15 protein-coding genes are annotated in these 19,712 nt (G+C 53.1%); 12 read left to right on the top strand and 3 right to left on the bottom strand.

Annotated features, from left to right (window positions below; translation table 11 throughout):
- Positions 1–420 precede the first annotated feature (420 nt).
- Complete coding sequence (locus EDD67_RS01595) at positions 421–2,664, bottom strand: bifunctional 2',3'-cyclic-nucleotide 2'-phosphodiesterase/3'-nucleotidase (protein WP_121439423.1); 2,244 nt, start codon at positions 2,662–2,664, stop codon at positions 421–423.
- A gap of 788 nt (positions 2,665–3,452) precedes the next feature.
- On the opposite strand from EDD67_RS01595, the gene EDD67_RS01590 reads away from it, so the two are divergent.
- From EDD67_RS01590 to EDD67_RS01560, 7 genes are all read left to right on the top strand, one after another.
- Complete coding sequence (locus tag EDD67_RS01590) at positions 3,453–5,378, top strand: BglG family transcription antiterminator (RefSeq protein WP_121439422.1); 1,926 nt, start codon at positions 3,453–3,455, stop codon at positions 5,376–5,378.
- Positions 5,379–5,762: 384 nt separating this feature from the next.
- Complete coding sequence (locus EDD67_RS01585) at positions 5,763–6,086, top strand: PTS cellobiose transporter subunit IIB (RefSeq protein ID WP_093074326.1); 324 nt, start codon at positions 5,763–5,765, stop codon at positions 6,084–6,086.
- A 111-nt stretch (positions 6,087–6,197) separates the two neighbouring features.
- Positions 6,198–6,518, top strand: coding sequence for a PTS cellobiose transporter subunit IIA (locus EDD67_RS01580; RefSeq protein WP_121439421.1), 321 nt, complete (start codon positions 6,198–6,200; stop codon positions 6,516–6,518).
- A 10-nt stretch (positions 6,519–6,528) separates the two neighbouring features.
- Complete coding sequence (locus EDD67_RS01575) at positions 6,529–7,029, top strand: MFS transporter (protein WP_121439420.1); 501 nt, start codon at positions 6,529–6,531, stop codon at positions 7,027–7,029.
- Positions 7,030–7,048: 19 nt separating this feature from the next.
- On the top strand, positions 7,049–8,401 hold the full coding sequence (gene celB, locus EDD67_RS01570) for a PTS cellobiose transporter subunit IIC (RefSeq protein WP_093074332.1): 1,353 nt from the start codon (positions 7,049–7,051) through the stop codon (positions 8,399–8,401).
- Positions 8,402–8,789: 388 nt separating this feature from the next.
- Entirely contained in the window at positions 8,790–9,764 is a 975-nt protein-coding gene (locus tag EDD67_RS01565; protein ID WP_121439419.1) for a DUF4003 family protein, read from the top strand.
- Between the two features lie 795 nt (positions 9,765–10,559).
- Entirely contained in the window at positions 10,560–11,195 is a 636-nt protein-coding gene (locus tag EDD67_RS01560) for a thioredoxin domain-containing protein (RefSeq protein WP_121439418.1), read from the top strand.
- 331 nt (positions 11,196–11,526) lie between these two features.
- Here the strand turns inward: EDD67_RS01560 and EDD67_RS01555 are convergent, their stop codons facing one another.
- Both EDD67_RS01555 and EDD67_RS01550 read right to left on the bottom strand, forming a co-directional pair.
- A complete protein-coding gene (locus EDD67_RS01555; protein ID WP_123875791.1) occupies positions 11,527–11,709 on the bottom strand; it encodes a hypothetical protein in 183 nt (60 codons plus the stop codon).
- 46 nt (positions 11,710–11,755) lie between these two features.
- A complete protein-coding gene (locus tag EDD67_RS01550) occupies positions 11,756–12,673 on the bottom strand; it encodes a cation diffusion facilitator family transporter (RefSeq protein WP_121439416.1) in 918 nt (305 codons plus the stop codon).
- 217 nt (positions 12,674–12,890) lie between these two features.
- Here EDD67_RS01550 and EDD67_RS01545 point away from each other — a divergent pair, with 217 nt between their 5' ends.
- From EDD67_RS01545 to EDD67_RS01525, 5 genes are all read left to right on the top strand, one after another.
- A complete protein-coding gene (locus EDD67_RS01545; RefSeq protein WP_186805999.1) occupies positions 12,891–14,432 on the top strand; it encodes an AbgT family transporter in 1,542 nt (513 codons plus the stop codon).
- A gap of 106 nt (positions 14,433–14,538) precedes the next feature.
- Positions 14,539–15,747: a M20 metallopeptidase family protein gene (locus EDD67_RS01540; RefSeq protein WP_121439415.1), complete on the top strand. Its 1,209-nt coding sequence runs from the start codon at positions 14,539–14,541 to the stop codon at positions 15,745–15,747.
- On the top strand, positions 15,737–17,062 hold the full coding sequence (locus tag EDD67_RS01535) for an amidohydrolase (protein WP_121439414.1): 1,326 nt from the start codon (positions 15,737–15,739) through the stop codon (positions 17,060–17,062). The genes EDD67_RS01540 and EDD67_RS01535 overlap by 11 nt, the downstream gene beginning before the upstream one ends.
- Before the next feature lie 20 nt (positions 17,063–17,082).
- Positions 17,083–18,330 (top strand): M20 family metallo-hydrolase, encoded by a 1,248-nt coding sequence (locus EDD67_RS01530; RefSeq protein WP_121439413.1) that lies wholly within the window; start codon positions 17,083–17,085, stop codon positions 18,328–18,330.
- A 2-nt stretch (positions 18,331–18,332) separates the two neighbouring features.
- Positions 18,333–19,631: a helix-turn-helix domain-containing protein gene (locus EDD67_RS01525; RefSeq protein ID WP_121439412.1), complete on the top strand. Its 1,299-nt coding sequence runs from the start codon at positions 18,333–18,335 to the stop codon at positions 19,629–19,631.
- The last annotated feature ends 81 nt before the right edge of the window (positions 19,632–19,712 follow it).

Here is a 19,712-nt window from a genome sequence, read left to right as displayed (position 1 = left end):
TAAACGCGTGCCAAAGACGCGGGTCGTGATGAGTGAACGTTACTATGTATCTTACCACCGAAAGAAGGAGGCTGCTGAAAAAGTAGATGATCAATTAAGCGCCTGCATGTTTATTCTTTCTTATAGAGCGAGAGGTTTTATGAGACCGTAGCAAACTCGACGCCTGCGGGAAAAGCAACAGCTGAAGACCCCGCAAGAAGCGGTTTTTGCTTATGAGGAGGCTGAGGCGTTGCCCGCGGCAAGCGAGTTTGCGTAGGGCTCATAACCTCCTATATGCTTTATAAATAAACATTGACTCTGATTTTCTAGCACTTTTTCAGCAGCCACCGAAAAAAGCCGGAGGAAATGACGGCATTTCATATGCGGAAAACGAGAGGCTGCCGGGCAGCCTCTCGTTTCACTTGCAGACGGAGCGTCTGCTTAGTTTTCTTCCAAGGAATTGATTGTTTCGTTTGCTAGGTCGTCGAGCTTGGCTTTGGCATCGTCATCGATGTGCCGGGTGTTCGGGTTGCGGTGCAGGTGGTTTAGGAAGTTGTCTTCAACGAACTTCACGGCTTGCGGCTGGTTGTCGTTGTCGTAATGGTGCTGGGCTTGCCGCAGTGTGTTGCTCAGTTGGTTTTCCGCCGGTCCGCTGACCTTGCCGTCGTCGATGTAGTCGTCTAAGGCGGCTTTCAGGTCTGCGATTGTTGCTTCTGGCGCGTCATCGCCTGTGCCCATGATGTCGGTAAAGTTGTACGTGTAAACGGCGCCGCTGTCGGAGTCTTCGACTGTCTCGCCGGTGGCGCTGACGGCGTCTAAGCCGAGTTTTTCGATGTGCTCGGCGCCGTCAACAGAGCTGTTAAAGACGACGTCGCCGTCAACATCGACCGGTTTGATCTGCCAGTTGTTCGACGCGTATGGCGTGTACTCGTCATGGTTTTCTTCCAAGTAGTCTAAGATGACGTAGCGGTTTTCGATGCTCAAAGCTCGCAGTTCCTGCACGAGTTCGGCATCCAAACCTTCAAGGTGATCGCCGCCGCCGCCGGCACGGTAGTTATTTGTCGCGACTAAGAATTCTTGGTCTGCGGAGACTTCTTCGCCTTCATACGTCAAGTTCGTGACGCGCTCGCCTTCCGGCTGGGTGACGTCGATTTCGTACTCGACGCCTTCGATGACGTCGAAGTTAAAGGCGCTGAAGCTTGCGAGCAGCTGCTGGTCGTCTGCTTCATTCGGGTCGATTTGCTCGAAGTTTTCCGCTGAGCGTTCGATCCATTGGATCAGCCCGTCGCGGTCGACTTCAACGACTTGGAGCGTGTTGTCGTAAATGTAGATGTCGGCTAGGTCGCGAATTCGGAGGTCGCCTTCATCAACTTCCGTATAACCGCCGCGGTAGCCTGCCTGGAACGGTGCAGCTGCCGATAAGAGCGGCTTGTCTTCGTGTTCGGTGTCTTCAAGGAAGTCTTCAGTGAACCAGAGCTGCGCGTCGTTCACGAGCTGGAGGACTTCGTTATCCATCACACGCGAGAAGAAGGTATTAAAGCTGTCGCCCATTTGCCCGACGACGCTGTCAACATACTCCATCGTGCGCTCATGCACGTCGGTGATCAGTTCGACCATGCCTTCATCGGCTTCGGCGCCGGACTCTTCAACGCCGGTGACTTCGGACTGGGAGCTTTCAACGCTCCACTCGCCGTCTTCTTCGGTTAAGTCAAGCTGGATCGTGCCTAAGTGGCTTCCCCACGAACCCGCCATCACCGCGGGTACGCCGTGGATCGTGCCGGCTTCGTCGTCAACGCCGTCGACGTTGTCGTAGCTTTCGTTATTGTCCGGGAACGTCTGGTGCGCGTGTCCCATCACGAGCGCGTCAATGCCGTCGACTTCTTCCGCGAGGCTTGTCGCCGCGTGCTCGGTGCCGCGGTCGCCCGTGTTAACACCGGTGTGGGCGAGCGAGACGACGATATCTGTTTGTTCCGCAAGTTCCGGCACGTAACGCTGGGCGGATTCGACGATGTCGCGGACTTCGACTTCGCCTTCAAGGTGAAGGGCGTCCCACTGCATGATTTGCGGCGGGGTGAAGCCGATGACGCCGACATCGATCTCTTTGCCGTCGACTTCGTGTTCGATGATTTCGTACGGCTGATATTTATGTTCTTCTTTGTCCGTGCCGGCTTCATAGACGTTTGCGAGCAGCATCGGGAAGTCGGCTTGCTCGATTTGATTGTCGAGGAAATCGAGCCCGAAGTTGAACTCGTGGTTTCCTAGCGTTGAAGCGTCGTAGTCCATATCGTTAAACGCTTTGATGATCGCTTGGGTTTCTCCTTCTTCCAGCGGTTCGACGGTCGCTTCCAATTCGCCGAGTAGGCTGCCTTGAATAATGTCCCCGTTATCAAATAACAGCGCGTCTTCGTGCTCGGCGCGGATTTGGTCGATCAGGCTGACGGTTTTCGCGTAGCCGTAATCGTCAACGCTTTCGGCATTCATATAATCGTACGGCATTAAGTACGAGTGCACGTCTGTTGTCGACATGATCATTAATTCGTGTGTATCGCCGTCACTATCTGTATCTGTCTCATCTGTTTGGCCGTCCTCTTCAGCCATCGCGGTTGCCGGAATGAGGAAGGCAAACAGTGAGGCCGTGAAAGCGGTCTTGCCAAAGAGCGTGTTAAACCGGTTTGTTTTAAACATCCAATCCCTCCATATTGTTTGGTAGAAAAAACGAAATACATACTGCTGTTTTGAATCCGCTTACATCATTCGTTGTCGCGGTTCGTATGTACGTGTGATGTCCCCCTTTCGAGCTGTTGAAAAGAAGAATTTGACTCGTTTGTAAAGCGAGTACAGCCACATCGTATCACAAAATTACACGATTTTTTTGATAATTCGCTAAAAGCATAGGATTGACCTAGCGGCTTTGAACGATTTGAGGCGATCTTCTCACACTTATCTGACAGGTGGTGAGATAATGTCTCAACGCTGTTGTGACAAGGCTTATAGCAGGGAGAGAAAAGGGAGGGAGCGCTGGAAGCTTGTTACTGCCGGGAAGTAAGGTTGTATGACATCTGAGGTTAGACCATTCCGCTGTACCTAGGGAGAAAGAATCGGTGGGCTGTTTCGCGCTGCGGGTCATGAGCAGCGGTTCAACTTGTGGGGATGAATGGAAAAGATGTCTAAAAGCGGCTGTGACAGATCCGTTAACGGTGAGCGGGGCGATGTTCAGCGGATTTTTTATCTGCTATACTCCATGTGGAACCGTTTCTTCATGTTCGCATGCTGAGACGGAAAAGAGAACGTTTTTTCGATCAACCTGAACGAAGCGCCTGTCACGATTTTTATATACAGGGAACGGCGCTTAAACGCCTTCCTTCGTTAAAGATATCTTTCGTACGGTCGAGCAGCGATCGCTGTTCGGGCGGCGGACGCCTCTAAGCGCAAGGGGAACACAGGGACATGGACAACATTAGAGGAGGATATCGATGGATAGCCGATTACAAACGATTTTAAAGCAGCTGTTGGAAGCGAGCGAACCGGTCACGAGCTCAGAACTCGCCGTCCGCTTATACGTCAGTTCGAAGACGGTTCGTAATGATGTTAAAGTATTGAATGAAGCGTTAGCCCCGCTGAACGCCCGGATCGAGTCGTACCGCGGCAAGGGCTATCAGCTGAGGGCGGAAAATATAACAGCGGTCGAGGCGTTTTTGGCCAACGAAGGGGAGCACGGCCGCGAAGACATGCCGTCGTCATCCGATGAGCGGGTCCGTTATTTAATGGAGCGGCTCTTGTTTACGTCCGATTATATTAAAGCCGACGATTTAGCCGACGCGCTCTTTATCAGCCGGTCGACGTTGCAGCAGGAGTTAAAGACGATCCGCGGGATTTTACACAAATACGATTTAGCGTTGGAGCAAAAACCGCACTACGGGATACGGGTCGTCGGCAATGAAGTGCAAATCCGTTTTTGCATCTCGGAATACATTTTTAATCAAACCTCGAATTTTACCGGCAGCTCGGAAGATTGGCTGCAAATTTTGCCGCAAGAGGAGCTGACGGCGATTCAGCAAGTGACGCTTGCGAAGCTGCGCGAGCATAAAACGATCATCTCGGATGTGAGTTTGCAAAATTTAATTACCCATATTGCGATCGCCTGCAAGCGGATCCGGGAAAATCATGCGATTGAGATGATTCATGCTGAAATGGCGGAATTGGAAACCAAGGAAAAGTACCGAGTCGCTGAAGAGATCGTCAGAGAGATTGAAAACGAGCTGCACGTGACGTTTTCCAAGTATGAGACGGCGTACATTACGATGCATTTGCAAGGAACGAAACTGGCGAATTCGGCGATTAACAGCGATGACGTAACCGCGCTCATTTATGACGATGTCACCGCCGTCGTAACGGAAATGCTCGCGCGCATCGACCAGCGCTTAAACCTGCAGCTTCAAGACGATGAGAATTTGCTTGCTGAACTGAGCTTGCATTTAAAGCCGGCGATCAACCGCTACAAATACAATATGAACATCCGCAACCCGATGTTAGAAGAGATTAAAGCGGGTTACCCGCTGTCCTTTGCCGCAGCCTTAATCGGTAAAGATGTGTTAGCAGAACGGCTCGACGTGCAAATCGATGAGAATGAAGTCGGCTATATGGCGCTTCATATTGAAGCGGCTCAGGAGCGGAAAAAGCGGAGCCAAGGCCGGGCGCCGCGCTGCTTAATCGTTTGTGCCTCAGGGCTCGGGAGCGCGCAGCTGTTAAAGTATAAACTCCATTCGACGTTCGGTGAAAAGCTGCAGATTGCCGGCACGACCGAGTACCATAATTTAGCAGATCAGCCGCTGGATAACATCGATTTCATCATCAGTACGATTCCAATTCAGGAAAGCTTGCCGGTGCCGGTGAAAACGGTCAGCACGATTTTAAGCGACAGCGATGTAACGGGGATTGAGAAATTCGTTTACGAAGAGACGTTTGCGGTCGATCAATATTTGTGTAAACCGTTTACGTATTTACAGCACGATTTTGCAAGTTATCAGGACGTGATCACGTTTATGTGTGACGAGCTTTTTGCCGCGGGCAAGGTTGATGCGTCGTACCGGGAGTCGGTGTTGGAGCGGGAGAATTTTTCTCCGACGAGCTTCGGCAACCTCGTAGCGATTCCGCATCCGTTGGAGCCGCAGACAGACGAGACGTTCTGGTCCGTTTTGACGTTAACGAAACCGGTTTATTGGATCGACAAGCCGGTGCAGTTCGTCGTGCTCCTCAACATCGCGCGCGAAAATCAAGGCAACTTAAAGCCGATGTATAACGCGCTGCTCGAGCTGTTTGATGATCATACGAAAGTGAACAGCCTCTTGCAATGCAAAACGTTCGAGCAACTAAGGCACGCGATCAGCCCTGCAAAGTAAGAAAGCCGAGCAAGCCACTTCCTCCGACGCCTGCGGGAAAGCAAGAGACGAAGATCCGGCTTCGGCGGTCCGAGACCGCCGAAGGCTAGCTGAGTCCTTGCCCGCGGCAAGCGGAGGTTAGCGGCTGCGCGGCTTGCGCCGAAATAGCAGGTTGTCTGCAGAAGGGCAGATGGAGGTTCTCTCCGTCTGCTTTTTTATGTTCGTTTTAGTACTTTTCCGCTGTCAACGGAAAAAGGCCCTCTACAAAACCGGTTTCGTAACTAGTACCTTAGAGATATCGAAACGCCGGCGACGTTATTGAAATTTGGAAGCGGTTCCCTTTTTAAAAGAGCGGCAACGCTTCGTCCGGCAAGAGTCAAAACTAAACTACTGGAGGAATCAATCATGAGAAAAGCGTTAATTATTTGTGCAGCAGGAATGTCCTCATCAATGATGGCAAGCAAAACAACGGAACATTTTGAAAGCAAAGGCCACGACATTAAAGTCGAAGCGGTTTCGACCGGCGAGGGAAGCAACTTGATCGAAGACAGCGATTTCGACTTGTTTTTGATCAGCCCGCAAACGAAAATGTACTACGACAAGATGAAGCAAAGCGGCGACCGCGTCGGCAAGCCGGTGATCAATATTCCTTCGCAAGCGTATGTACCAATTCCGATGGGCGTTGAAAAGCTCGCGAACTTGATTTTAGAAGAGCTGCCGGAAGCGTAAGCTGCCCCTGAGGCAGACAAGGGCTGAACCTTGTGTTTTAGCCCTTTTTGCATGCGTTTTCGCAGCAGGTAACCGACACGACAGACAGCAAAGAAGCGGAGGGATTTAACAATGGAACAAGAGGAACTTCAAACGGTGGCGTTTCAGATTATTTTGCACAGCGGATCGGCGCGCACGTCGATTCAAGAAGCGTTTACACAGATGCGAAACGGCGAGTACCGCGAAGCAGAAAAGAAACTGGAAGAAGCGAACGAGGAGATCGTCGCAGCGCATAAATCGCAGACGGAATTGTTGCAAAAGTATTCGCACGGCGAAACGATCACGGTCGAGATCATCATGGTGCACGCGCAAGACCATTTGATGAATGTGATGACGTTAAAAGACATGGCGGAAGAAATGATTCACCTGCACGAAAAAGTCGACAACAAGTGAGGGTCTAACGATGAAAAACGACAGGCAAACGGCGGAAAAAAATAAACAGGCATTAAGCTTAAAGTCGATGTACTTTAATCGCTATTTAATCGTCCGGTATGCAACGGCATTGTTTTTCTTTACCAATCTGTATTGGCTTGCGGCGATGGTTTTGAGCCAATCGGTCTGGCTGATCGTGCCGGCCGGGCTGATGCTTATCTATATCGCCAGCATGGCGGAACAGGTGAAGATATACAGCCGGCATACGAATGATGCGAAGTACACGCGCTTGGCTTTTCGTGCGCAGCTGATCACGAATCTGCTCTTGTTAACGCCGGTTGCGTTTTTATCATCGTTTACACAGCTGTATCCGTTTCTCTCGAGTGAGACGCAGGCGCAAGCGGCGATTTTTGTGATATTAACGGCAGGGATCGCGATCAGTGCGCTCGTCCTTCGTCGCTTAACGAAAATCCGCACAAACGAAGATAAGCATTACCAGCGGATCAAACAGTACGAAGAAGTATTAAATTAATTGAAAGCGAGGTCATAGGATGGCATCAGAAAGTAAAATATTCAATCTTATGGAAAAATACCTGATGGGACCGATGAGTAAAATTGCCGCTTGGCGTTTTGTCCGTGCGATTATGGCGGCCGGGATGGCGTCGATTCCGTTTGTTATCGTCGGTTCGATGTTTTTAGTGTTAAACGTCTTGCCGGATACGTTCCCGGTTTTACAAGGTTTCTTTGATAACACGTTTTACCGCGTCAGTGACTTGTACATGTTAGCGAATACGGCAACGATGGGCATGTTGGCGCTTTACTTTGGACTTGTCGTCGGCTATGAGTATACAAAAATTCATGCCGATGAAGACGGAACGAACATGAACCCGTTAAACGGCGCGCTGTTAACGATGTTTGCGCTGTTTATGACGGTGCCGCAATTAACAACGGGCGACGGTGAAATGTCGCTTGTAAATGAATCGAACGGTGCAACAATTATTAACGGCTGGGAAATTGCCGGCGGGATCGGGCGCCTAGACGCGTCAGGCATCTTTACGGCAATCATTATGGCAATCATCACGGTGCAAGTATACCGCTTTTGTGTAGTGAAAAATTTAGTTATCAAAATGCCTGATTCGGTTCCGTCCGGGGTTTCCCGCTCGTTTACCGCATTAATCCCGGCGTTTTTAGTCGCGTTTGTTGTCCTGATCATTAACGGGACGCTCGTCGGTCTCGGCACAGATATCTTTCAGCTCGTCGCGATTCCGTTTGGCTTCGTAACAGAAATTACCGATACGTGGCTGGGTGTACTGGTGATTTACTTCTTAATCCACGCGCTTTGGATTGTCGGTATTCACGGATTCAACGTCATTTGGATCGGGTTCTTAACGCCGGTCATTCTCTCGAATATGCAAGCGAACGCGGAAGGTGCGAACATTCCGCTTGCGGGTGAATTTAACAACGCCTTCGTTATCATCGGCGGTTCCGGTGCGACGCTCGGGTTAGTGTTCTTCATTGCCTTTTTGGCAAAATCGCAGCAACTGCGGGTACTCGGGAAAGCTTCGATTGTGCCGGGTGTGTTTAACATTAACGAACCGCTCATTTTCGGTTTGCCGATTGTGTACAATCCGTTCTTGGCAATTCCGTTTTTCTTAGCCCCGATGGTCACTGCATCGACCGCGTATTGGGCGATCGAACTGCAGCTGATGGCTCCGGTTATCGCACAAATGCCTTGGCCGTCGCCGCTTGGCATCGGCGCCTTCATCAGCACCGGCGGAAGCCTCGTCGCTGTCTTGATGGCCTTTATCAATGTGTTTGTCGCCTTTATGATTTGGTTCCCGTTTATCAAATTTTACGACGCGAAGCTCGTCAAGCAAGAACAAGGCGGAGAAAATATTCTTTAATCTACAATGAATATGCAGAAAGCGTTCGCGCCGGTTGCCGGCGCGGGCGCTTTTTTTCGGTTCGGGAGCCGGGCGAAGAGAGGCGCGATCGTTGGCGTATGTAGAAATTTTTTGACTCGGGGCATTGAAATAGGGGGGACTCCTTCAATATCGGGGGCGACTGCTTCGATATCGAGGTGAACGGCGTCAATAATCGAGAGAACTGCTTCAATATAAAGGTAGATGGCTTCGATATTTGAGTTCTAGGCTTCAATACAGTGTTAACTTAACGAAAAAGTTAGGGCATGGAGTGCTGACTTTGGCAAAATACTTCGCTGCTTCGGCCTGCGAAAGGGACAAAATATGGTAAACTTGTGCTGGAAAGTATTCTCGGTTGGGAGTTGATCAAATGACCGTGGCAGTCGAACCGGTACTGGATACATACGATGAGGTGAAAAAACTGTTGCGCTGGCAGTTTCCCGGCACAGGCGTGATGCTGATGACGGCGTCGATGTACGAGCTGCGGGGTGAACCGTTTGATGCGGAGCGGTTTCTTGCTTTGGCAGATACGGTGAAAAAGAAGGGTACGTGGTTTTCGCCGCTAAAGCAGTCGTTTCGGTTTTCGCTTGCGGCGAATTTGGCTACGTCGGCGGATGATCCGGAGCGGGCGCTTGCGGAGGTGGTTCGTCTGTATGAAGCGTTGCGGCGTTATAAGTTCAAGCAGGGGACGGCGACGTATGTGACGGCGATGCTGTTGCACAAAAAGGCGGATCGTGATACGCCGCTGGAGGAGCATGCGGAAAGGACGCAGGCGTTGCACCGGGGGATGAAGGAGAAGCATCCGTTTTTGACGGGGGAGACGGATTATCCGCTCGCGGCGATGCTGGCGATGCGCGGGGGTGAGCCGGAGCCGGTGATTGAGCGGATCGAATATTTTTACAAGGGAATGGCGGAGGAGCGGCTGCAGAAGTCGAATGAGCTGCAGATGATGAGCCATTTGCTGTCGCTTGATGATGCGCATGATGATGCGGAGGTGCTTGCGAACGCGGCGGCGCAGCTGGAGCACTGGAAGAAGGCGAAGCTGCGGCTCAAGCCGGTGCACTATCCGTCGCTTGCGATGCTCGCGCTTGCGGTTGGGTCGGAGGATGTGACGGCGGAGATTAAGGCGGCCGAGGCTGAGCTGAAAAAACATAAGGGGCTTCGTTGGGAACAAGACTGGCCGCTTGTGCACGCGGTGCAGCTGACGATTCATGACTGGCTGAAAGATGATGAGGCGCTGCGCACGACACTGTACACGACGATCGAAACCGTGCAGGAAGCGCAGCAAACCGCGATGCTGGCGGCCGTGACCGCGGGCGTTGTCGTCGGCGGCAATTCGGGCTGAGGGTCGTGCAATCACTCTCGAATGAACTCAATAGAAAAAGCATTCTCTAAGTGCGGAGAATGCTTTTTTCCATATGCTTTGGCGGTTTTGATGATGGTTTATTTCGTCAGCGAAAGATTTGCGTAAAGGAGATGTTGTCATGAATATTCTCGTTCTTATTCTATTTATTGTATTCATTATTTTTGCATCCAATTTAATGCAAAAACTAACAGAACAAAATGAACTGCTTGAACAAATCAGGGATCAAATTGAACATATGAATGAGAAATAGATTTGAAGGAACCGCCCGGAGGTGACCGGGCGGAGAGAGGCGCGATCGGAGCGGAGTGAGTCCGATGGCTTCGTCCGCTGAAGGCGGACGTTCGTTATCGGGTGGATTTTTGATCGGTGTGCCGGCGCGGGTGGCGCACTCAATCCTTTGATAGCGCTCTGAGTGCAAGAAATCGAGGGCTGCAGGCGCACTCGCGGCAGTGCGGGAAGGCTGAGTGCAAAAAATAGGGGTGAATTTGTGCACTCGCGGAGAATTTGAACAGCTGAGTGCACAAAATTGGGAGAAATCTTGCACTCGCGGAGGAATCGACGATCCGAGTGCAAGAAATCAGCGGAAAATACGCACTCAGCTGCTCGGAACGATCCTGAGTGCGTATTTTTTCGCCGGGTTCGGTCTGGCGCCTGCGAAAAGTGCTTCAGTCAGCGGGCGAATAAAAAATGTCACGAGTTGTTTACAATTTTTTCTCTCGAAGCGGTGTATAATGAGAATGTACGTTCTATAACAGAGAGGAGTTTGCAATTTTTATGAAGCATGTGTTGATCTTAATGGTAAGTTTGCTGCTGGCGGTGTTCGTTACAGCCTGCGGCGGGGAAGATAACGAGGCAGCGGATAATCAAAATGAGGATCGACCGGCGACGTCGCCGGTCGAGGACGAGCCGATCGTCGTCAAAGGCGACGAGGAAGCCGAGTCGGAAATCTTGCTTGTGACCGATTATTCCTGTCCGTATTGCGTCGACTGGTATATGGACATCTTGCCGGAGATTGAAGCTAATCTCGTCGATGAAGGCGCCGCGCAATTTCGCTCCGCACCGGTCTCATTTGTCGATGAAAACTCCGAGCGTCTCGCGGCTTTTGATTTAGCGGTAAAAGAAAGCGCGCCTGAAGACTATTTTGCGATCGCTGAACGATTGTATGCGGATGCGGAAGATGACGCCGTGAGCGGTTGGGGCGAACCTTCCTACCAAGAAGAAGTGCTAGAGGAATTCGGCCTCGATTACGATGACGTGATGGGCGCGCCCGTTCCTGATACGGATGAATTCACAAACGCCTACGTCGAAGAGCACGGGTTTGAAACGGTGCCCGCCGTCCTCGTCGACGGCGAACTGATGGAAGATTCCTTCGATTATGACGCCATCGCCGACGCCGTCAACGCGGATTGAAACTAAACTTTATGAGACCGGAGCAAACTCGACGCCTGCGGGAAAAGCAACAGGTGAAGACCCCGCAAGAAGCGGTTTCGCTTCTGAGGAGGCTGGGCGTTGCCCGCGGCAAGCGAGTTTGCGCAGGTCTCATAACGACAAGAGCCTTCTCCAAAACGGAGAAGGTTTAGACTGTAGACAAACTATATTTTTATGTCAGCCATGAATCCACTACCCTCCGCTTGCCCCGGGCAAGGACTCAGCTAGTATTCGGCGGTCTGAGGCCGCCGAATCCGGATCTTCGTCGCTTGCTTTCCCGGAGGCGTCGGAGGAGTGGATGCATGGCTTCTTTTTATGAATACACTCGATTCAAAGAAGGAGGATGACCCAGCATCCCGGCTTTTTCCTGCGGGATAGCGAGACAGACGAGACCCTGCAGGGCATAAGCCCGAAGCGGCTCGGCGCTCGCCCGCGGAAAGAAGCCGGATGATGCTTCGTCATCCGTTTCTTTTAATATGACATCTATCGATGTCATGACTTTGTTAACAGGTTGAGCCTTCTCCAAAACGGAGAAGGCTCTTTTAGATTGCCCATTTGCGGTCGTTTGTAAAGGACATGGTCAGCCAGACGGTGTCGTAGGCGTCATTGTCCGGCAGCTTTTCGAGCAGCTGTTCGCGGAGCGCGTCTTGCTTGTCGATCGTTTCCACGTTATTCGCCGCGCCGACGACGATGTCGATTTCGAGCCAAAGGGTCTTTGCGACGAGCGTTGTACGGACGAAGGTTTCCTCAAAGCCGCAGGCGTGTTTCAGTTCGGCCACTGCGGCTTCCACCGGGGCGGTTACGTTGTCGTCCGGTTTCATGTCGAGCACTTCGCGCATCGATTGGCGGATTTCGCTGATCGGCCATTTCATAAAGTAAAGCGAGATGAGAATCATCATGACCGGGTCGGCGTACACGGCGAAGGGCGCCGTCGCATCAGACAGCGTCATCAGGTAGGCGATGAAAAAGCCGGCGAGAATGCCGGTGCTGACGAGAAAGTCGAGATGCCATTCGTTGACTTCAGAGCGGATTGCGTTCGAGTTGAGCGTCTGATTTTGTTTTTTTAAATAGCGCGCGATCGCGTAGCAGTAGACGGCGGCAAACGCGGCATAGGCGAGACCGGGGCCGATCAGGACGTCGCGGCCGCCGGAAAAGAGCGCGATCACCGCAGCGATCAACGAGGCGAAGACGAGCGCGATCAGCGCTAAATATTTCACTGTGATCATTAACGGTTCGAGCGTGTATTTCCCGAACGGAAAGCGTTTCGGGTCGCGGATCGTGATGAACTTCAGCACGAGAAGCGTCGCGCCGGTCATGACGATGCTGATCGTGGAAAAGATCCCGTCAAACAGGATGACTTGCGAGTTGAGCAGGATGCCTAAAAGAAAGGACAGGAGCGCAAATGCACCGACGGCTGTCAGCGAGCGCGTCATCAGCGTTTCTTCGGTTTGGGCTTTCATCGTTTCACGTCCTTCGTTGAATCGTAGAGCACTTAATGACTGACAGTCAGTCACAAAATATTATAGCTGAAGCGGGCGGCGGATGTCAAATTTCCTTACACGAAAATTCAGAAAATTTTTGCTCACAGGCAGACAGATTCGACAAAATGTGATACTTTACTCATTAACGGAATAAATAAAGATATTGTCCGTAAATGATTGTGGAGGAGGAAGAAACATGGGACAAAAAGAGGGGTATACCGATAAGCGCGGAATTTTCATGAAATTTCTCGACGTGGTGGAGAAGGTCGGAAATAAGCTTCCGCACCCGTTTATGATTTTTGTTTACTTAGCGTTCGGAATCATCGTTTTTTCCTGGCTGATCAGTTTATTTAACGTCTCGGTCTATCACCCGGGAGAAGAAGAACAAGTAGCGGTGCGCAACATGATTTCCGTTGACGGGTTAGAGTTTATGTTATCATCGATGTTGACGAATTTTACCGGTTTTGCTCCGCTCGGGCTGGTATTGGTGATGATGTTCGGGATTGGGTTAGCGCAGAAAGTCGGCTTAATTGAAACCTTTATGAAGCGGACGATCTTGAATGCGCCGAAGCGGTTGATTACATTTGTCATTATCGGCACGGGGGTTATCGGAAACTTAGCCTCCGATGCGGCGTTTGTTATTATTCCGCCTTTGGCAGCGATGGTCTTTTACGCGCTCGGACGCCACCCGCTCGCGGGGATGGCAGCCGGTTTCGCCGGGGTCGGCGCCGGGTTTACCGCGAATGTTATTGTTGCCGGAACGGACGCGCTGTTGTCGGGAATTTCGACCGAAGTCGCGCGGACGATTGATTCGACTGCGAACGTCACGCCGGTCGACAACTGGTTTTTCATGTCCGCGTCTGTCATCATGCTTATGATTGTCGGAACAGTGATTACCGAACGCGTTGTTGAACCGCGTTTAGGGACGTTTGACACGAAATATGCCGATCAGGATGCTGTCGATCAAAAAGTCGACGAACCGACAGCGCTTGAAATAAAGGGGCTGAAAGTGGCCGGGATTGCCGGGTTTCTCTACGTTGCGCTTGTCGCGCTGACAATCGTGCCGGAAAACGGCATCTTGCGCGGCGAAGAAGGAACGATCGTTCCGTCGCTGTTTTTGGATAATATCATTCCGATTATCTTGTTTCTCTTTTTGACTGTTGCGATCAGTTACGGTGTGACGACGAAAATGATTCAGCAGTCATCCGATGTGCCGGAATATATGGGCGGCGCGATGAAGGATATGTCCGGTTTTATCGTTTTAATCTTTGCCGCTTCCCAGTTTATTGCTTACTTCGACTGGTCGAACATCGGCATCTTTATCGCTGTCAGCGGAGCTGATATCCTGCAAAATATGCAATTCACCGGCTTGGGCGTGATTGTCGGCTTTATCTTGTTAACGGGTGTATTGAACTTGTTCATATTCAGCGGTTCGGCGCAGTGGGCGCTGATGGCGCCGATCTTCATTCCGATGTTTATGATTTTGGATTACAATCCGGCGTTTGTGCAGCTCGCTTACCGGATTGCCGATTCGTCGACGAACATCATAACGCCGATGAACCCGTACGTGCCGATGGTGCTGGCGTTTATGAAAAAATACGATAACCGCGCCGGATTCGGTACACTCTTTTCGATTATGCTGCCGTACGCGATGGTCTTTTTGACCTTATGGATCGTCATGTTCGTCATTTGGACGCTGCTCGGCATTCCGATCGGACCGGGTGTGACGCCGCAGTAAAGAAAAGTCATAAAACGTGATCAAACGCGCAGGCAAGTGGGGGCCGGGGGCAGCGACTGCTCTCCCCCTTTTTCCTGTGAGAACGAATAAAAAGGTGTGAACAATCATGAATGTAAAAGAGGCCGTTTTGGCTTATGAAGACCGGATCATCGCTCTTCGCAGAGAATTTCATCAATACCCGGAAGTGAGTACAGAGGAAGCGGAAACGTCGAAGCGGATTCAAGCCGAACTCGACAGGCTGGGGATTTCGTATCAGACCGGGTTTGCAGATACCGGCGTGCTCGCTGTGATTGAAGGCGCGCACCCAGGGAAGACGGTGGCGCTGCGGGCTGATATCGACGCGCTGCCGATTGAGGAAAAAAATCAGCACGCGTACGTCTCGAAAGTGCCGGGTAAAATGCACGCCTGCGGCCACGACGCGCACACGGCGATGCTTCTCGGCGCCGGCGCTGTTTTGGCGGAAAAAAAGGCCGAGCTTGAAGGTACCGTGCTTCTCGTTTTTCAGCCGGCGGAAGAAAATGCCCCCGTCGGCGGCGCCGATCAAATGATTGCGGACGGTGTGTTTGACGAGTATCCGCCCGACGCGATTTTTGCGCAGCACTGCTGGCCGGATTTGCCGGTCGGGCAGATCGGCGTGCGGCCGGGGGCGATGATGGGCAACTCCGACCGGTTTACGATTACGATCCGCGGCCGTTCCGGGCACGCGAGCATGCCGCACCAAACGGCGGATGCGATCGTGATCGCCAATCAAGTGATTTCCGCGCTGCAAACGATTGTCAGCCGTAATGCCGATCCGCTGAAATCAGCTGTCGTGACGATCGGGAAAATCGACGGCGGCTCGCGTTACAACGTGATCGCTGAACACGTGACGCTTGAAGGCACGGTGCGGACGTATGATGAAGCGATGCGCGCATTGATTAAAAGTAAAATGACCGATCTTGCCGAAGGGATCGCGCAATCGATGGGCGGATCGGCCGAAGTCGACTATCTCGACGGCTATCCGGCGACGATGAACGATCCGTTTTGGAGCGGTGTTGTCAAAGATACGGCCGAAACGGTGCTTGGCGACGATGCCGCCCCGGAAATTGAACCGAGCATGGGCGGCGAGGATTTCGGCAAATTCTTGCTCCAGTATCCGGGTGCGTATTTTTGGCTCGGCACCGCAATCGCCTCGCGCGACGTGCAAAAGCCGCTGCACGACCCGGAGTTTGATATTGATGAAAAGGCGTTGGCAATCGGCGCGGAAATGATGACGCAAGTCGCGGTTAATGCGCTTATGACGCTGAACGCCGGGGAGGATATCAATGAGCGCTGAAGAAAAACTTCGAGCTGCCTTACAAAACACGGAAGAAAAGCTCCCGGCATGGCGGCGCGCGTTTCACGAACGGGCCGAGATCGGCTGGTGCGAATACGAAACGACGTATGCGATTTACGAAGCGCTCGCGCCCCTGTCGTTTAAGCTTTATACCGGCGAAGATGTCGCGAAGGCCGATTCGCGGATGGGCCTGCCGGCAACAGACGTCGACGAAGCGTATCTGCAAGCCGCGGCAAAAACTGTGCCGGCGGAGTTTTTAGCATCGATCCGCGGCGGGCACACCGGTGTTGTCGCGGTGTTGCAGACGGGTCAACCGGGGCCGCATACGGCGCTCCGTTTTGATATCGACGCCTTGCCGATCACTGAAAGCACCGATGCGGATCATCTCCCGGCCGCGGGCGGATTTCGCGCCCGGCACGAAGGGTCGATGCATGCGTGCGCGCACGACGGTCATATCACGATCGGCCTCGGCGTCGCCCACGTGCTCGAGGCGCTGAAAGAAGAGCTCGCCGGCACGTACACGCTGATTTTTCAGCCGGCAGAAGAAGGAAGCCGCGGCGCGAAATCGATTGTCGACAACGGCTGGCTCGACGGTGTCGATCAGTTTTTAAGCGGACACATCGGCATCCAGCCGCTTGCAGTCGGCCAAGTCGCGGCGACGGCGACGCAGTTTTTGGCGACGACAAAAATCGATTGCATGTATAAAGGCACGTCCGCGCACGCAGGGATGAATCCGCACGAAGGCAGCGATGCCCTCTTAGCCGGCGCAGCGGCGGCTGTGCATTTGCAGGCGATTCCGCCTCACCCGGACGGGATTACCCGCCTGAATGTCGGCACGTTACACGCCGGGAGCGGACGCAACATTATCGCCGATCAGGCGAAACTGGAAATTGAAACGCGCGGCGAGACGACCGCGTTAAATCAGTACGTGGTTGATAAAGCAGTCGATATTTTATCGGGCGCAGCGAAGATGCACGGCGTGACTGAAGAGATTCAGTTCGTCGGCGAAGGGGTTGCCGCTGATTGCGATCAAGCGTGGATCGAAGAGGTTAAACGCGCGGCCGCAGCGAGCGAGCGCGTGATTGAGGTGCTTGACGCGCTGCCGGTCCGCGCGTCGGAAGATGTGACACACATGATTAAGCGCGTTCAGGACAACGGCGGCACAGCGACGTATCTCTTGTTCGGCACGCCGCTGTCCTACAATCATCACCACCCGAAGTTTGATTTTGCCGAAGCGACGCTTTCCGTTGCCGTTGAGACGCTCGTGCGGACGCTCTTGGAAGCAACGCCGCGGCAAGAAAAAGCCGGACAATGAAGCTGGAGGAGGAACGAGCGATGCAGCAATGGCTGGAAGAACGCTTACTAAAATTAAATCTCACCGAGACGATGGAAAAGCCGGACGGCTTTTCCCGCCTGTCTTACAGCGCCGAAGAATGGGCGGCGCGCGCGAATTTTATTGAATTGGCTGAAGAACTCGGGCTCGCTGTCCGTGAAGATGCAGCCGGAAACGTCATCGCCCGCTGGAACCCGCCGTCCGTACCGGACGACGCGCCGGCGATTGCGTTCGGCTCGCACGTCGATACCGTGACGAACGGCGGCGGCTACGACGGTGTCGCCGGTGTGCTGTGCGCGCTGGCGACCGTCTATCAGCTCCAACAAGACGGTTTCGTGCCGGCGAAGCCGCTGGAAGTCATTTGCTTTGCTTCGGAAGAATCGGCCCGCTTTGGCGTCTCGACGATCGGAAGTAAAGCGATGAGCGGTCTGTTGGATAAAGACGCGCTCGCTGATGTCGCGGATCAAGACGGCGTGACGATCAAAGAAGCTGTCGAAGAACGCGGCCTCGTGTATGACGACACCCCTTCCGCAGCGCGGAGCGAAGCCGAGCTGGAGGAATTTATTGAACTGCATATTGAACAGGGCACGCGGGTTGAACAAGCCGGGGCTGATGTCGGGGCGGTGACGGCGATTGCCTGTCCGATTCGGCTCCAGGTGGATGTGCAGGGCAAGGCGGGTCATACGGGCACGACGCCGATGGATCGGCGTCAGGATGCGCTCGTGATGGCGGCGGAGCTGATTACGTATGTTTATGAGCGGGCGCAGGCGTTAAATGAGCGCGGCGGCATGCCGATTGTTGCGACGGCGAGCACGGTGTCTTGTGAGCCGAATGTGATGAATGTGATTCCCGACCGGGTGCAGCTCGGGATCGATATCCGCAGTGTGTCGGATGTGCTGAAAGAGGAATTGGCGGCGGATATTCGTGAGAAATCGGCGGAGATTATGGCGCGCTTTCGTGTTACGCTGGAGATTGCGACGTTAGTGAACAATCCGTCCGTCCAGCTTGATCCGTCGGTGCATGAAGCGCTTGTCCGTGCGGCCGGTTCGGCGGGGTTGACGAATTACACGCTCGAGAGCGGCGCGGGGCATGATGTGATGAATATGGCGCATCGATGGCCGGCGGGGCTGTTGTTTATTCCGTGCCGCGACGGGCTGAGCCATCATCCGGATGAACATGCGTCGCTTGCCGATTTGGAAAACGGCGTGAAAGTGCTGACAGCGTATGTGAAAAATAAAGCGGGGGACTAATCGTGCAAATACGTCTCGGGGTGATGGGGCCGAAAGATTCGGTCGATAAAATTATCAATATTGCGAAAGCGTATCCGGATTTTATCCTGTACAGCTTTGCCTACGAACATACGGAAGAAACGCCGGCGATCGTGGCCGAACATAACGATTACATTGACCAGTGGCTGTTTTCCGGGCAGTCGCCTTATGCCTTGGCGCTGGCTGAAGGGTTAATCTCTGAGGAAACGGCGTTGTTTCCGCCGCATCACGGGTCGAGTCTGTTAGGCGCGCTGTTGGAGGCGAGTTATAACAGCGGCGCGAAGATGGCGGCGGTAAGCGTCGATACGCTCGATGACAGTGAGATCGCCTTCGTGCGGGAGACATACTCGCTGCAGGCGTTGACGGTGCACGGGCTGCCGTACAGCGGGTATATGCCGCCGGATGAGCTGAGCGCTTTTCATCGTGAGAAATACCGGAACGGCGAGGCGGAGATCGCCTTTACGACGATCCGCTCGGTGTATCAGACGCTGGCCGCCGAAGGGATTCCGGTCTACCGGATCACGGTGACGAAACCGACGATTGAAGTGAGCCTGCGGCTTTTGAAGGAGCGGGCGCAGGCGAACTGGTACCGGAAAAGCCAATTGGCGATCGTCGGCGTGGAGATTTTTGAAGCGGAGCAGGAGTCGGAAGCGCAGCAGTATTCGTATAAACGAAAGCACCAGGAGCTGGAATTAAAGCGGCTGTTGCTCGATTATACCGAAGAGCTGAAGGGCTCGTTCGTGCAAATGGGCGACGGGTTGTTTTACATTTATACAACGCGCGGGGAGATCGAGTCGCATCCGTCGCCGTTTTATTTGCTGGAGTCGGCGCAGCTGCAGGCGAAACTGGCTGTCCGGCTCGGTGCCGGGTACGGGGTGACCGCGCTTGAGGCCGAAGAGCACGTCCGGCTTGCCTTAAAGCATGCGCGCAAACCGGGAACTTCGGCGATTATCTCTGTCGATGAAACGAAGCAGATTACCGAGGTGTTTGCCGATGACGAGCCGGTCTCGTACGATTCGCGCCGGCTGAATGAGGATGTGAAGGCGAAACTCGGCGAGCGCAATTTAAGTCCCGGCGTCGTTTCGAAACTTGCTTCGTCGGTGAAGCATTATCAAAAGCAGGCGGTCACCTCGCAAGAAGTCGCCCAGTGGCTCGCGAGTTCGGAGCGCAATGCCCGGCGGATTTTACTGGAGCTTGAAGACGCCGGGCTTGCCGCGATCGTCGGCGAAGAACAGTCCGGCAGCCGCGGCCGCCCGCGAAAAATTTACCGGCTCGACTTGTAACCGTTTATTCGGCGGTTGGAAAAACACGCTTCTAAAGTGAAGGATGTTTTAGACTGTTGCTAAGTAAGAAAGCCATACAGC

The organism is Salisediminibacterium halotolerans (genome assembly GCF_003814815.1).
Classification (GTDB): Bacteria; Bacillota; Bacilli; order Bacillales; family Salisediminibacteriaceae; genus Salisediminibacterium; species Salisediminibacterium halotolerans.
The sequence above is the reverse complement of the archived record's forward strand: the minus strand, read 5'-3'. Positions and strand labels throughout refer to the sequence as shown.